The organism is Serratia sp. PAMC26656, assembly GCF_016469055.2.
GTDB classification, from domain to species: Bacteria; Pseudomonadota; Gammaproteobacteria; order Enterobacterales; family Enterobacteriaceae; genus Serratia; species Serratia plymuthica.
This window is the reverse complement of record NZ_CP150486.1, coordinates 5166108-5180892: the sequence shown is the minus strand read 5'-3', so window position 1 is coordinate 5180892 and position 14785 is coordinate 5166108. Positions and strand designations below refer to the sequence as shown.

Here is a 14785-nt window from a genome sequence, read left to right as displayed (position 1 = left end):
CTTCTTATCCCTCGTCGTTCGCTACCGCCTCCACATCAATGTGCAGTGCGTCGTAGCGCCAATACTCCAAATCGCAATCAATCACCCGATCGTGCTGATCCCGGTTCACCCGGGTAATAAACAGCGACGGACTGCCGTAGGTGACCTTCAGCATCGCTGCTGCCTCCTGCGGTAACAGGGTCGGCAGCATATCGAAGCGCACCCGGCCATAACGGATACCGTAGCGCTCTGCGTACAGCGCGGTCAGCGACTGCGTCAAATCGGCATCCAGGATACCGGCGAAGTAGGCCGGGTTGAGGTAGTGTTCGCAATACAGCACTGCACGCGCGTCGATAAAGCGTAGCCGGCGGATGCGGTAAACCTCTGCGCCCTCCGGCAGTTCCAGCCGTCGCGCCAGGGCGGCGTCGGCCAGCACGTGGCCACTGTCGATAACCTGGGTGTGGGCGTCGCGCCCCTGCTGCTGAGCCATGGCGTGGAAGTGGCTGCGCTGCAGCGGGTTGTACACCAACCGTGGCGGTGAGATAAACCAGCCGCGCCTCACCTGACGGTAAATCACCCCCTGCGCCTCCAACTGGCCGAGCGCTTCCTGCAGCGTAATGCGGGTGGTGGAAAACTGCTCGCTCAGGGCGCGTTCCGAAGGCAGCTTGCCGCCGGCGCTGAATTCCCCTGCGATGATGCGGGCGTTCAACGTCTGGCAGATTGCCGCCACGGTGGTTGATCCTTCACTCATGACACATGCCCCATTTCAGTGCGTTTATACCCGTCGCCTTTCAAGTTGCAGCGTTGTTACCTGCACTCGCTCACCCAAGTTACTTACTTAAGTAAGCGCCCAGGGATGAGCGAGCTGGGCGCCTAGCTGCAACTTGAAATTCATAGGGTATAACTCTGTAGTTAAGGTAGACCAGCGGGCGGCCCCTCGAGGCGTAAATGAGATAAAACTGCTGCTTTTTTGGGCTGACATATAATTATCACATTCGTCCGTTAGATTGGCTTGGTTCTTGCTGGACTAGTCCAGCCACTTCCCACACTACCACCTGGAGCATCTGTTATGAAACGTTTGTGCGCTTCTGTGTTAACCAGTGCCATTGTACTGACCAGTCAGATGAGCTGGGCCGCGGATCCCGATCTGGCTGCGCTGGAGCAGGCTGCCAAGAAGGAAGGTGAAGTCAACAGCGTCGGCATGCCGGACAGCTGGGCCAACTGGAAAGACACCTGGCAGGATCTGCAGAGCAAGTACGGCCTCAGGCATCTCGATACCGACATGAGCTCGGCGCAGGAAATCGCCAAATTCGACGCGGAAAAGGGCAATGCCACGGCGGATATCGGTGATGTGGGCGCGGCATTCGGCCCCATCGCGGTGCAAAAAGGGGTAACCCAACCTTATAAGCCGTCCACCTGGGAGCAGGTGCCTGGCTGGGCGAAAGACAAGGATGGCCATTGGGCGCTGGCCTATACCGGCACCATTGCCTTCATTATCAACAAACAGCAGGTGAAAGAGATCCCGCATAGCTGGGCCGATCTGCTGAAAGGCACTTATCAGGTCACCATCGGTGACGTCGGCACCGCCTCGCAGGCGGCAAGCGGCGTGCTGGCGGCCACTTACGCCATGGGCGGCAACGAGAAAAACCTGAAACCGGGTCTGGAGTTCTTCGGCAAGTTGGCCAAGGCCGGGCGCCTGAGCCTGAGCAACCCGGTGATCGCCTCGTTGGAAAAAGGCGAAGTGCAGGTCGGCGTGGTGTGGGACTTTAACGGCCTGAACTACCGTGACCAGATCGACAAAACCCGTTTTGAAGTGTTGATCCCGTCCGACGGCTCAATCACGTCAGGCTACACCACCATCATCAACAAATTCGCCAAACACCCGAACGCCGCCAAGCTGGCGCGTGAATACATCTTCTCCGACGCCGGTCAGATCAATCTGGCGCGCGGTTATGCTCGCCCGATCCGTGCGGAACACCTGACGCTGCCGGACGACGTAAAAGCCAAGCTGCTGCCGGCCGAACAGTATAAAAACGGCCACCCGATCGCCGATCCGGCAGCCTGGGAACAAAGCGCCAAAACGCTGCCGCGCCAGTGGCAGGAAAACGTCATTATGTTTATGCAGCAGTGAGTTAAGCCATCATGAAAACGATCCTCGTACTGCTGGACGGCCTGAACTATCAGGTGGCGCATGACGCCATGGGGTATCTGCAGGCCGAGTGTGCGGCGGGGCGCGGACGGTTGTATCAGCTGGAGAGCGAGCTGCCTTCGCTCTCTCGGCCGCTGTATGAATGCATCCTCACCGGCGTGCCGCCGGTGGAGAGCGGCGTGGTGCATAACCAGGTATCGCGCCTCTCGCATCAGCAAAGCGTGTTTCACTATGCGCGCGCCGCAGGGCTGACTACCGCTGCGGCCGCCTACCATTGGTTCAGTGAGCTGTATAACCGTACCCCGTTCGACGCCGCGCGCGATCGCCATACCGACGATGCCGGGCTGCCCATTCAGCACGGCCATTTTTATTACGACGACCGCTACCCGGACTCCCATCTGTTTGACGATGCCGAAAGCCTGCGCCGCCGTCATCAGCCCGATTTCCTGCTGATCCATCCGATGAACATCGACGATGCCGGACACCGCTTCGGCCTGTCTTCACCGCAGTACCGTAACGCGGCGCGCAATGCCGACGGTGTGCTGTCGCGCTATCTGGGCGACTGGCTAAGTGCCGGATATCAGGTGATGGTGACGGCCGATCACGGCATGAATGACGACCGCAGCCACGGCGGTGTATTGCCGGAGGAGCGACAGGTGCCGCTGTTCGTGTTCGGTGCGGCTTTCAGCCAGAACGACGCCAACCCGCAGCAAACCGACCTATGCGGCACGCTGTGCGAGGTACTGCAGGTAGCGCACGACAAACCGCGTTGCCGTGCGCTGTTGGCATAAGGGTGAATAATGAAAGCTAAGTGGATTGCCGCGCTGTGCCTGCTGCCGTTTATCCTGCTGTTCGGCGCGTTTCAAATCGCGCCGCTGGTGTGGATTGCGGTCAGCAGTTTTTTCAGCCAGACCAGCGGTTGGGGGCTGGGCAATTACGTTGATGTCCTGACCTCGCCGTTCTATCTGCAGGCGTTTCAGTTCTCGCTGGAGATTTCCCTCTGGTCGAGCGTTTACGGGCTGCTGATTGCCCTGGTCGGCAGCTACTCGCTGCGTCAATTGGGTCAGACGCGGTTCCACGATTTTGTTATGTCTTTTACCAACATGACCAGCAACTTTGCCGGAGTGCCGCTGGCCTTCGCCTTTGTCATCCTGTTGGGGTTGAACGGCTGCCTGACGTTGCTGCTGCGCAAATACGGCCTGATGGAGAGCTTTAACCTTTACTCCAAAACCGGGCTGATCGTGCTTTACACCTATTTCCAGATCCCGCTGGGCGTATTGTTGTTGTACCCGGCGTTCGACGCGCTGCGTGAGGACTGGCGCGAGTCGGCCTCGCTGCTCGGCGCCAGCCCGTGGCGCTACTGGCGGCATATCGGCCTGCCGGTGCTGGCGCCGGCGCTGATGGGCACCTTTGTCATCTTGCTGGCTAACGCGTTGGGTGCCTATGCCACGGTATATGCGCTGACCACCGGCAATTTCAACGTGATACCGATACGTATTTCGTCGCTGGTGGCGGGGGATATTTCCCTCGATCCGAACCTGGCCAGCGCGCTGGCGATGCTGTTGGTGGCGATGATGGCGTTCATTACCCTGATCCACCAATGGCTGTTGCGCAGGAGTTACCTGAATGCGCGCTCATAATGTTGCGGAGGGCGGCCATGTCCCGTTTTGAAACCGGCTACCACCGCGTGGTGACCAGTCTGCTTTTGCTGATCCTGCTGTTACCGCTGGTGGCGACGCTGATTTACGCGCTGGCCACTCAGTGGGGCGCCACCATCCTGCCGGACGGTTTTACCCTGAAGTGGGTGACGGCGTTGTGGAGCGATCCTCGTTTCCTGTTGGCGCTGTGGCACTCGTTGCTGATCTGTTTCGGCACCCTGGTGCTGGCGGTGGTGGTGATTTTGCCGATGATGTTCGTGATTGCGTACTATTTTCCCAAACTGGACGCGGTGATGAACGTGCTGATCCTGTTGCCGTTCGCCGTACCGCCGGTGGTGTCGGCGGTCGGGTTGATGCAGCTTTTCGCCGCCGATCCGCTGCCGCTGCTCGGCACGCCCTGGATCCTGATCGGCTGCTACTTCTCGATTGCCCTGCCGTTTATTTACCGGGCCATCAGCAACAACATGCAGGCGATCAACCTGCGCGATCTGATGGACGCGGCACACCTATTGGGCGCCAGCACCTGGCAGGCGGCGCTGCTGGTGGTGCTGCCGAACCTGCGCAAGGGCGGAATGATTGCGGTGCTGCTGTCGTTCTCGTTCCTGATTGGCGAATTCGTCTTCGCCAACCTGCTGGTGGGCAGCCAGTATGAAACGCTGCAGGTTTACCTCTATAACATGCGCAACGGCAGCGGCCACTTCACCAGTGCACTGGTCATTTCTTATTTCGCCGTGGTGTTGATTGTCACCTTACTGGCGAATTTGCTGAATAAAAATAAGGGCTAACGCATGGCATATCTCACTGTCACCCGCCTCAACAAACACTACGGCCAGACCCAGGTGTTTCAGGATATCGATTTTACCGCCGAGGAGGGCGAGTTCGTCACGCTGCTCGGGCCGAGCGGCTGCGGTAAATCCACGCTGCTGCGTTGCCTGGCGGGACTGACATCGGTCGACAGCGGGCAAATCTTGCTGCAGGGCCAGGATCTGGTGCCGGTGCCGCCGCAAAAGCGCGGCATCGGTATGGTGTTCCAGAGTTATGCGCTGTTCCCGAACATGACCGTTGAAGGCAACGTGGCGTTTGGCCTGAAAATGCAGAAACTGGCGGCCGGGCAGATCCAGCATCGGGTAGAGGAAGTGCTGGCGCTGGTGGAATTGACCGAACTGGCGAAGCGTTATCCGCATCAACTGTCCGGCGGGCAGTGTCAGCGGGTAGCGCTGGCGCGATCGCTGGTGACCCGCCCGCGTCTGCTGCTGCTCGACGAGCCGCTGTCGGCGCTGGACGCACGTATCCGCAAGCATCTGCGCGAGCAGATCCGCCGTATCCAGCGTGAATTGAACCTGACGGCAATCTTCGTCACCCACGATCAGGAAGAGGCGCTGACGTTGTCGGATCGCATCGTGCTGATGAACAAGGGCCAAATCGTGCAGAGCGGCGATGCGGAAACCCTGTATACCCAGCCGGCTAACGTCTTCGCCGCCGGGTTTATCGGCAACTACAATCTGCTGAGCGCCGAACAGGCGAGCGCGCTCACCGGCCGCAGCTACGCTGGCAAGGTGGCGATACGCCCTGAATCCATCGCGATGCTGCCGGCCGGGCAGGGGATTGAGGGGATGATCCTCAGCCATAGCCTGCTGGGGAATGTGGTACGCTACCGTGTCCAGGTTCGTGGCGTTGAGCTGTTGGTTGACGCGCTCAACCGGTCGGTCGAGGATTTGCGGCCCGACGGCAGCGAAATTGGACTACACTTGGAAACTGTTACATTACGGGAAGTTGCATGACTTCGCTGCGGCAATCAATGATAACTCCAGGGTAATTCCTGCCGTTGCGTTAACCCTCCAATATGCGGTCTGCAGCCTGTTACCGCTGTCCTGCCCGACTACCGCCCGGCAGGGCCGGTCAGGGCTTCTTTGGACTTGTTGCCCAGGAAGCGAGCGCCGCGATCCCACAAGGGGCCTTTCTCTTTTGCACCCGCCGGCGCTTCCGGCAGCGTCACCTTGCCATCGGCATTGCTGAAACTGACCGCACCGGCGGTGTCCTGCTTCGGATCGAGGCGACGCGCTACGCTGTTGTACTTATCGGTGGTCGCGTCGGCCACTTTATTGATGCCGCCTTCCAGCTTCTCTTTCACGTTACCCGCATAGCGCGGGGTGCCCACTTTCGACAATTTGGCGGTGATGCTGCTGGCCGGATCGTTGGTGTGGCTCAGGCTGACATCCACATTGACCTTCACGCTGCTTTCGCTGTCTTTGCGGCTTTCGACGTGCAGATCGCCATCGATCTTGCCCTGCACCTGATCGGCATCCACCCTGGCGCCGGCCAGTCGGGTATCTTTACCGCTGTTGAGCGTCACTTTCCCGGCGTTAATCAGGGTATTGCCCTGAGTGGTTTTCTCCAGTTTATCCACGCCGACCTTCACGCCGGCACCCAGGGTGTGGGGGTCGCTGCCGCTGGTGGCATCAACCTGGCCGTTGGCATCCTTGTTGAAGGATTGACCGCCTTTGGCGTTGGCTTTTAGCCCCAGGTTCAGATTGTTTTTCTGCTCCTGATTCTGCACTGATTCCAGCACGATACCGCCGTTTTTCGCTTCGAGCGTAGCGCTATTACCGGTGACTTCAGCCCCCTGTAAATGTAACGCGTTACGCCCCGTGCCGCCGGCGGTAATCTTAACTGCGCCGCCGCTGGTGATCTTGCCGCCCTGATGGGTGTTGGAGGCTTCATCCACTTTGGCGATATCAAATGCGCCGCCAAGGGAGATGCCGCCACCGCTCTTTTTGGCGGAGTCGGTGCTGTTGCCACCGAGATCGATATTGCCCGACAGGCTGTCATATTTACGCGTCTGGTGGGCGTTTGCCGCCGTCAGTGCAACCTGATTGCCCGCCTTGAGCGTAACGTCACCGTCGCTGCTCAGCACGCTGCCTTGCAGCGACAGGTCCTGGCCTGCGTCCAGCTCTACGCCCTGTTTGCCGCCGATGTTGCTGACGTGTGCGCTACTGCCGTCACTTTCACCCTCGCTGCGACCACCGCCTAACCCGACGCCAACGTTTTTGGTTTCTGGCGTGGAACCGCCTTTGGCCGAGGCTTTGACCGTGAAGCCACTGTGGCTCTCATGGTGGGTATCGGTGGCCTGATCAAAACGGATGTTGCCCTCTTCGGCTTTCACCCGCACCTTGCCGTCACCGGCGTCCAGTGCGGTGCCCTGATAAACGGCGTCCTTTTTAACCCGGATGTCGATACCCTTGGCGGCGCTGATGCTGCCGGTGACCGCCTGGCTGGCCGAATCTTCACTGCGTTTGTTGCCGCCTTCGCCCTTGGCATCCAGGGTCAAATCGCTGCCGGTGGTGGTATAGACGCGTAAGCCGGCGCTGCCGTGAGTTTCGCTGTGGTTTTCCTGTTGGCGGTTTTCCGCCGCCTCACTGCGATGGCTGTCCGCCGTCAGCGTGACTGCACCTTGAGTCGCCTGATATTGGGTACCGCGATCGTGGATCTCGCCGGTGGCGGTCACCTCTATCTCGCCGGCGGTAATTTTGCTGACTACCGCCTTTGAATCGCCGCTGTGTGTTTCACTGCTGCCGCCCTTGGCGCCGATATCCAGCCCGACATTCGGCGCGCCGATACCGCCGATTTCGTTAATTACGCTGTTGGCATCCAACTGGGCAACTTTGCCCACCGCGCGTTCCACCGGGCGGGTGACAGCGCTGTAATCGACGTTAGCGCCGATATCTACGCCGACGTCTGTTTTGCGGGTAGTGCTGCTTTCGCTGTTAGTGGCCTCAAGATGGGAGACGTTGGCGACGTTTTCCTGATATTTCCCACCTACCTGATGCTGCGCGCCCTGCTGGGTGAGCCGATTTTTAGCGGTAATGGTCAGGTTGCCTGCGACATGGGTACCGGAGGTGACGGCCTTGCTGCTTTCTGCATGGGTTTTGCTGTTCTCATAGCCCCCCTCGATGCCGGAACCGAGTTTGTCGATGCCGCCGGTGTAATAGACGCCGCCGCCGACGTTGGTTTGTTCTGTGTCAGAGGCGGTTTTGTTATCGGCCGCCAGGAAAGCGACATTATCGCCGCTGATACTGGCATCGCCCTGGGTGGTGACCAGTTTGGAACCGCTGAAGGTCACGTCTTTATCCGCGTTCAGCGCCACGCTGCCGCCGCTCAGCATGGCTGCCTGGTTCTCGGTGCGGGTGGTTTTCTCGTTGTCGCTGGTATGTTCGATGCGCAGACCGGCACGGTATTGTTTATCGCCTTTCTCGTTGGCATAGCCGTTGAGGGTGAGCGCAGTTTTCTGTTCGTCGATGCTTTGCTGCTGCTCGGCGGTCTTGACGTTGATATTGCCGCCGGAGCGGACGTCCAGTTTGCCGACGCTGCTCACCTGGCTACCCACCACGTCGGTATCTTTATGGCTGACCAACTGCAGATTGGTATCGGAAACCAGCTCACTGGCACTCGTCTGCTGGTGGCTGTTGTTGGATTTCTGCGAGCTGCTGGTGATGTTGAAAACGGTGCCCGTGCGGGCATCAATCTTGTCCACGGTAGTGCTGAGGGCGTTATCAATACGCAGACCACCTGCGGTGGCTTCAACGAAACCGCCCTGTTTGCCTCGCGCTTTGCTGCCGGTAATGGTCACGCCCTGTTTGCCGTTAAGCCTCAATACGCCATCGGCGGTCAGTTCGGAGGCGTTGCTGATCTCGCGGCGGTTGCTGTTGTCTTTATTATTGCCGCCGCCGATCCCGCCCCATGAGGTTGTATTGTCGCTAACCGTTTTCGTATTGACGGTCTTTTGTACGTCGATGTTGATCCGTTCTTTGGCGTTTATCGTGAGGTTGCCCTTCGTATGGACCTTGGCTCCCTGAGTGATCAGGCTATTGCCGGCCGTAAGATCGAGCTCACCGCCGGCGTGCAAATCGCTGGCCTTCAGGCTCTCGGTTTCGTTGCTGTTGCTCCAATTGCCGGTGCGCAGGCTGGAAGTATGGTTGCGCTGGTAACCGCGTTCGCTGGTTTTGTCCCGCTCGACCAGCCCGGCGATCTGCACATCGCGCCTGGCTTCGATTTTTAGCGCGTCGCCTGCTGCAACCGCGGCGCCGAGCAACTTCACATCTTGCACCGAGGCAGTCAGCGTGGCGTTTTTGGTCGCGGTAATGGTACTGCCAATCTGCTGGAGCTGCTCATTTTCACGAGTAACGTCGTACTGCGAGGAATAGAACCATCGGTCGTTGGTCTGACCCTGGGTTTGCTTCAGTTGTTGGCCGTCGAGCGTCAGGCTGGCGCCTTGCAGCTTTATCTCATCGCCGCGAATATCGGTAGCGGTCAGGTGGTTGTTGTTATCGGCCAGCAGGCTGATATTTTTGCCCGCCAGCTCGGTACGGGTCAGTTTCTGAGTGGTGCTGCGGTCGTTGATGTAGATGCCACCGCGATAGTTTTGGTAGTTCTCACTGCTGTCATGCTGGGTGCCGGCGTTGCTGATCTGGCTTTCGGCGCGAATGTCATAGGCTTTCACGCTGATGTCGTCGCTGCCCCGCAGGCTGCCTGCCAGCTTCACGCCGCTACCTGCTGCGGTGTTGATGATGTTGATGCGCCCGGCCTGCATGCTGCCGAGGTAGTAGCTGTCCAGTGCACTCAGCGGCTGCTCGCTGCTGAGCACTCGCGCATCGCGCGATACGCGGTTATTGCCGCTGATGGCATTAATATCCGACACCATGTTTCCGGTTTTTTTATCGAATACCGGTGCGATGATCACCTCGCCACGGCTGTCGATTTTCGGCGCGATCAGATCCAGCACGCCACCGGCGTTCAACTTACCTTCCAGGCTCAAGACATTGCGGTTGCCCAGCGTACTGTAGCCTTGCAGCATGCCGTTTTCGACCAACGGGTTACCCACCACCAGCGATGAACGACTGGTATTGATAAAACCGCAGCCATCGCAACTGATACCATTCGGATTCGCCAGTACGTAGTCGGCCGCCATGCCAAAAATTTCCTGTTGGCCGTGCAACAGTGACGGGTTGCGGCTGATCACTTCATTGAGGATCACGCTGGCTGCCTGGCCATTCAGATTTGGGTTGGCTCCCAGTTGACCGGCCAGCTGCGATAGCCCGGCGTCGCGTGAGTTATTCAGCACGGCGCCAAGCTGGTTGACGTTAAAGTCCTGATACTGGTTATGCGACAGTCCGTGATCGTTGGGCGTCACGATGTTGACTACCTGCGCGCCGGTGGCGGCGGTTGAAACGCCGGGGCCATTAGCCCCGTTGGCCGCCACGATCTCCCCCGCGTAGCCGGCGCCGTACGAGGCGAGAATGATTGCCAGTGACGCGGCCAGCTTGCCCGCTGCGGAAAGCCTGAAGTTATTATTTTTCATCCATGTATCTCCCTATATCGCTGTGGTAGTGCAAAAAGCGCTGACTAAAAGGTGTATGAGAAGCGTGCCAGTAGCTGGATCGGATCATCGGGCATTGGGTGCCCGGAGAGGATCCAGCCACGGCTGGCTTCTACGTCGAGAATTGCCCGCTGGTAACGCAGAGTGACACCGGTACTCAGACCGGCGCTGCTTTGCCAGCCTGATGGCCGGTTGTCGCGCGGCAGGACCCGGCCGACGTCGGCGCCGACGCGCGGGGTGAGGGTGCTCTGGCCCAGGTTGAAGCTGCGCGACAGGGTATTTTGCAGATACCAACCGTTGTCGCCGGACAGCGTGCTGCGGCTGAACCCGCGGATCGCACTGTGGTCGGTCAGGCTGAGCCATTCCACGCCAGGCAGGCTGTCGCGGCTGTATTGCCCATACAGCAGGTTGCTCAGCTGATAAGTTGAGCCGGCAAGCTGCACACGTTGGCTGAGGTTGGCAAACAGTTTGCCCTTGGTGAATTGAGCGTCGGGTAGCCCGGCAGCGGCGTGGCGGTCCGCGCCAAACCAGGGTAATCCCTGTTCCACGCTGAGGTTGGCGCTGATCAGGCCGGTGGGCAGGATCTGCAGGTGGTTGATCCCCAGTTCAAACAGGCTGAGCGTTGGGCTGTTGAGGCCGATGCGCACGGTGTCAAAATAGTTGTCGATGCGTTTATGGGTGAGCTGGCCGCTGAGGGTGTTGATCTGATCGCGATCGCGGTAAAACACATAGTCGCTGCGCAGGCCGTATTGCTGAGTCTGGCCGTGCAGCTTATAGCGGTTGAACGTCAGCTGTTGATGGTTCACGTATTCCGAATAGCTGGCGAATCCGCTAAAGGTGAAAGCGCCATAGGGCAGGGAATAAAGCAGGGTGTAGGCACGGTTATAGCGCTGTGCCGGATCTGTTAGCGTGCTGGTGGCGTTCAGGCTGACGAAATCCGACAGGCCGAATGGGCTGTCCAGCGCGGCGGTCGTGCGCGCCAGCCACTGACCGGTCGTTTTTTGGCCATAATTGTCCGCCGTGGCGGTCAGTTGCCAGGGCTTGGCGTGCTGGTTATTCAGGCGAATAATAGAACCACCCGTTTGGGTGCCGGGCAATATATCCAGCCGGGTTTTGTTTGATTGCAAACGATTGGCCTGATCCAATCCCTGATCGAGCTGAGTTAATTTCAAGGGCTTGCCTTCGAGCCCTGGGAATAATAATTGGCTATTCACCCAGCGGTCGCCGCCCTCTATTTTTTCGATAAACCCTTCGGTGACCCGCAGCCCTAATTCGCCATCGGCATGAGGGCGAATAAATTGCACGCGCGCGGTGATGTAGCCTTTATCAACGTATAAGCGGGTTAATTCGCGCGTCAGTCGGTTAATGTCATTGCTGCTGATACAGCGCTGCGGCAGTGCGCTTAGCGCCGCCAAATCCTGCGCAGACAGCAGGGTGATCCCCTGTAAATACACGCCGGCGATCGGCAGGCACTGCGCAGAATGCGGTAGCGCCGGGGCTGCAGGCGCAGGTTCCGCCAACAATTGTTGCTGCTTGAGCTGCTGATAACGGCGCTGTTCTATCTGCTGATTCACTTCACGCGTGCTGTCTTGCAGGGCGCGACGTGATTCGCTCATCGGTGAAAAATCGCCCATTTCGGGCAGGGTAGCGGCGGGGAGTGCGGTGCTGAACAGCAGCGCCAGGGCGGCAGTTTTTTTAATCATTGTAATCCATTATGAGAAGCCACCGGGGCAGCCTGCTCAATCCATGAGGTCAATAACGGACGGCCGGCGGCCGGCCCGAAACAGCGAGCGACAATCACATTGCGGGGTTCTTTTATTGCTCAGGGCAAATAAGAAGGTGGGTTTTTATTCTTACCAATAATAATTAGGCTGCTTGTTTTTATTTTTCAATGCATGCCCGTCAATTACCCCAAAGGAGGTAATAAGACCCATTTTTTGGGTTTTTTCTTTTTCGCTCTTACTCCCGGTTATCGGCAGGCTTAAGAAGAATCTGAATTTTATTTTGTCGGGGGATAATAAGGGATGGGGATAATTCTGACAATCAAACCGGGAGGAAATACGAAATTTCGCAGAAGTGGAGCGGGGCGCAAATGGCTGCGCCCCGGCGTGAGATTATTTTTTCTTGATTGGCCGCCCGGACCAGTAACCTGCCAGCAGCGAGCCGGAGAGATTATGCCACACGGAGAACAGGGCACCCGGCAGCGCGGCCAGCGGTGAGAAGTAAATCTTGCCCAGCGTCGCCGCCAGCCCGGAGTTCTGCATGCCGACTTCAATGGCCAGCGTGCGGCAGGTGGATTCGTCGAAGCCGAACAGCTTGCCGCCCCAGTAGCCGCTCAGCAGTCCGATGCCGTTATGCAGGATCACCGCGATGATCACCACCAGCCCGACGGAGGCGATGTGGCTCTGGCTGCCTGCGACCACTGCACTGATAATCGCCAGGATGCAGACCATCGACAGCGCCGGCAGGAAAGGCTCAATGCGTTTGACGGTTTTGGTAAAGGTGTGATGCACGATCAGGCCGAGGCCAATCGGGATCACGACGATCTGCAGGATGCTCAGCAGCATGCCCATGACATCGACGCTGATTTCGGTATCGACATACAGGCGGGTCAGCAACGGCGTGGCGAATACGCCCACCAGCGTGGAGACCGCCGAAATGGTCACCGACAGCGCAACGTCTCCTTTTGCCAGATAGATCATCACGTTGGAAGCGGTACCGCTGGCGACGCTGCCGACCAGCACCATACCGGCGGAAAGATCCGGTGGCATATGGAACAGCATCGCCAGCAACCAGGCCGCCAGCGGCATGATCAGGTAATGCAGAAAGATGCCGGCGGCCACCGGAGCGGGGCGCGACAGCACGCGCTTGAAGTCATCCAGCCGCAGCGTGACGCCCATGGCGAACATGATCAGCATCAGCAGTGGGCTGACGTACGGGCCAATACCGGTGAAGGTGGTGGGCGTAGCGTAGGCGGCGACGGCGAGCAGCACCGCCCACAGAGGGAATAATCGGGTTAGTAATGCCAGCATGAATACGGTTTTCCTTAGCCAAAAAGGGAACGGTGGGATGGCGTTGTGTTTTTTGCGGGCTCAGCGTGCTGGACCCCTGCGAATGATGAACGGCCTTTTTAGACGTTGGGGCGCAGCCTGCTGCGCCCGCAATAGGATGAGAGCCGGTTATTCGAACAGATTGTGGTGCAGAGTACGTACTACCTGTTCGGCGTCATCGCCCGGTACCAGGAAGCACAGGTTGTAGCTGCTGGCGCCGTAGCAGATCATGCGGATATTGAACGGGTCAAGCACACCGAACACCTCTTTGCCCACGCCGCAGGCCTGGGAAAGCTTGTTGCCGATTATCGCCACCAGCGCCAGGTTCTCCTCCACTTCTACCCGACACAGCGACGACAACTCGGTCAGTAGCGAGGTGGTCAGCAGGCTGCCGCCGGTGGAGGTGGAGCCGGTGGTGTCCATGGTCAGCGCCACGCTGACTTCGGAGGTGGTGATCAAATCCACCGAAATATTGTGGCGTGCCAGAATGCTGAACACTTCAGCCAGGAAACCGCGTGCGTGCAGCATATTAAGGCTGTGCAGCGTTAACAGGGTTTGTTTGCGGCGCAGCGCCAATGCACGGAACAGCGGTGGGTTCTTGGTGGTATTGCACACCAGAGTGCCGCCGGCGGACGGATCTTTGCTGGAGCCGACAAACACCGGAATATCGCTGCGTACTGCCGGCAGCAGGGTAGCCGGGTGCAGCACTTTCGCGCCGAAGGTGGCCATTTCGGCCGCTTCTTCAAAGGTGATTCTGTCGATGCGCTTCGCCGTAGGGACAACGCGCGGGTCGGTCGTGTAGATGCCCGGCACGTCGGTCCAGATATCTACCCGGCTGACGTTCAACGCTTCGCCCAACAGGGCGGCAGTGTAATCGCTGCCGCCACGGCCCAGCGTGGTGGTACGGCCCTTCGGCTCGCTGCCGATAAAGCCTTGAGTGACCACCAGCGCTTCCTGCAGACGCGGTTTGAGCAGGGTTTGGGTGAGTTCGTTCAATGCGGCGCTGTCCGGCGTGGCGCGGCCGAAATGATCGTCGGTGTGCATCACTTTGCGCACGTCAAACCACTCAGCCTGCACGTTACGGCTCCGCAGGATCTCAACGAAAAGCAGGGTGGACATCAGTTCGCCGTGGCTGACGAGCTCGTCGGTCAGCGCCGTAGAGGTCGCCAGCGCTGCCGCTTCGGACAGCATGGCGATGTTTTCCAGCATGCGGTCGATTTCGTCGCGGATCACCGCCGGCTTGTCGAGGTTGTCGAGAATGGCGTACTGGATGCGGCGGATTTCATCGAGCCGGGCGCTGCGTTTGTCGCCATCGCAGCCTTCAGCCAGCGCGACCAGCAGATTGGTGACGCCCGCCGAAGCGGACAGGACCACCAGGCGCACTTGCGGATTGGCGAGCACTACGTCGGCGCTGCGGTTCATGGCTTCATAGTCGGCAACGCTGGTGCCGCCGAATTTGGCCACAACGGTAGAATTTTGGGGTACTGCTTGGTTCATGTAAAACCTCGTGTCAGGGTTGCCCTATTTTGAGAGCACTTTTTTCCATAGCCTTGGCACAAGGGGAGAGCGATAAACA

At 58.8% G+C, this 14785-nt stretch carries 10 protein-coding genes; 5 read left to right on the top strand and 5 right to left on the bottom strand.

The annotated features are described in order from the left end of the window. Nucleotides 1-4 precede the first annotated feature (4 nt). A complete protein-coding gene (locus JEM67_RS25230) occupies nt 5-730 on the bottom strand; it encodes a UTRA domain-containing protein (protein ID WP_199635663.1) in 726 nt (241 codons plus the stop codon). 318 nt (nt 731-1048) lie between these two features. Between JEM67_RS25230 and JEM67_RS25225 the strand changes: the two genes are divergently transcribed. From JEM67_RS25225 to JEM67_RS25205, 5 genes are read left to right on the top strand one after another with little or no spacing between them, the layout of a single operon-like run. After that, nucleotides 1049-2110, top strand: a complete 1062-nt coding sequence (locus tag JEM67_RS25225; protein ID WP_199635664.1) for an ABC transporter substrate-binding protein — start codon at nt 1049-1051, stop codon at nt 2108-2110. Nucleotides 2111-2121: 11 nt separating this feature from the next. Then, entirely contained in the window at nt 2122-2919 is a 798-nt protein-coding gene (locus JEM67_RS25220) for an alkaline phosphatase family protein (protein ID WP_013814770.1), read from the top strand. Between the two features lie 9 nt (nt 2920-2928). After that, nucleotides 2929-3768 (top strand): ABC transporter permease, encoded by an 840-nt coding sequence (locus tag JEM67_RS25215; RefSeq protein ID WP_013814769.1) that lies wholly within the window; start codon nt 2929-2931, stop codon nt 3766-3768. Between the two features lie 17 nt (nt 3769-3785). Then, the gene (locus JEM67_RS25210; RefSeq protein ID WP_199635665.1) at nt 3786-4571 is read left to right on the top strand and encodes an ABC transporter permease; all 786 of its coding nucleotides are present in this window, start codon (nt 3786-3788) and stop codon (nt 4569-4571) included. Between the two features lie 3 nt (nt 4572-4574). Next, the gene (locus JEM67_RS25205; protein ID WP_199635666.1) at nt 4575-5567 is read left to right on the top strand and encodes an ABC transporter ATP-binding protein; all 993 of its coding nucleotides are present in this window, start codon (nt 4575-4577) and stop codon (nt 5565-5567) included. Between the two features lie 98 nt (nt 5568-5665). On the opposite strand, the gene JEM67_RS25200 is transcribed toward JEM67_RS25205, so the two are convergent. From JEM67_RS25200 to lysC, 4 genes are all read right to left on the bottom strand, one after another. Further along, the gene (locus JEM67_RS25200) at nt 5666-10141 is read right to left on the bottom strand and encodes a hemagglutinin repeat-containing protein (protein ID WP_233527643.1); all 4476 of its coding nucleotides are present in this window, start codon (nt 10139-10141) and stop codon (nt 5666-5668) included. A 44-nt stretch (nt 10142-10185) separates the two neighbouring features. Further along, nucleotides 10186-11862: a ShlB/FhaC/HecB family hemolysin secretion/activation protein gene (locus JEM67_RS25195; RefSeq protein ID WP_199635667.1), complete on the bottom strand. Its 1677-nt coding sequence runs from the start codon at nt 11860-11862 to the stop codon at nt 10186-10188. Between the two features lie 411 nt (nt 11863-12273). Beyond that, nucleotides 12274-13191, bottom strand: coding sequence for a ketopantoate/pantoate/pantothenate transporter PanS (gene panS, locus JEM67_RS25190; RefSeq protein WP_013814763.1), 918 nt, complete (start codon nt 13189-13191; stop codon nt 12274-12276). Between the two features lie 147 nt (nt 13192-13338). Continuing rightward, nucleotides 13339-14706: a lysine-sensitive aspartokinase 3 gene (lysC, locus tag JEM67_RS25185; RefSeq protein ID WP_199635668.1), complete on the bottom strand. Its 1368-nt coding sequence runs from the start codon at nt 14704-14706 to the stop codon at nt 13339-13341. Between the last annotated feature and the right edge of the window lie 79 nt (nt 14707-14785).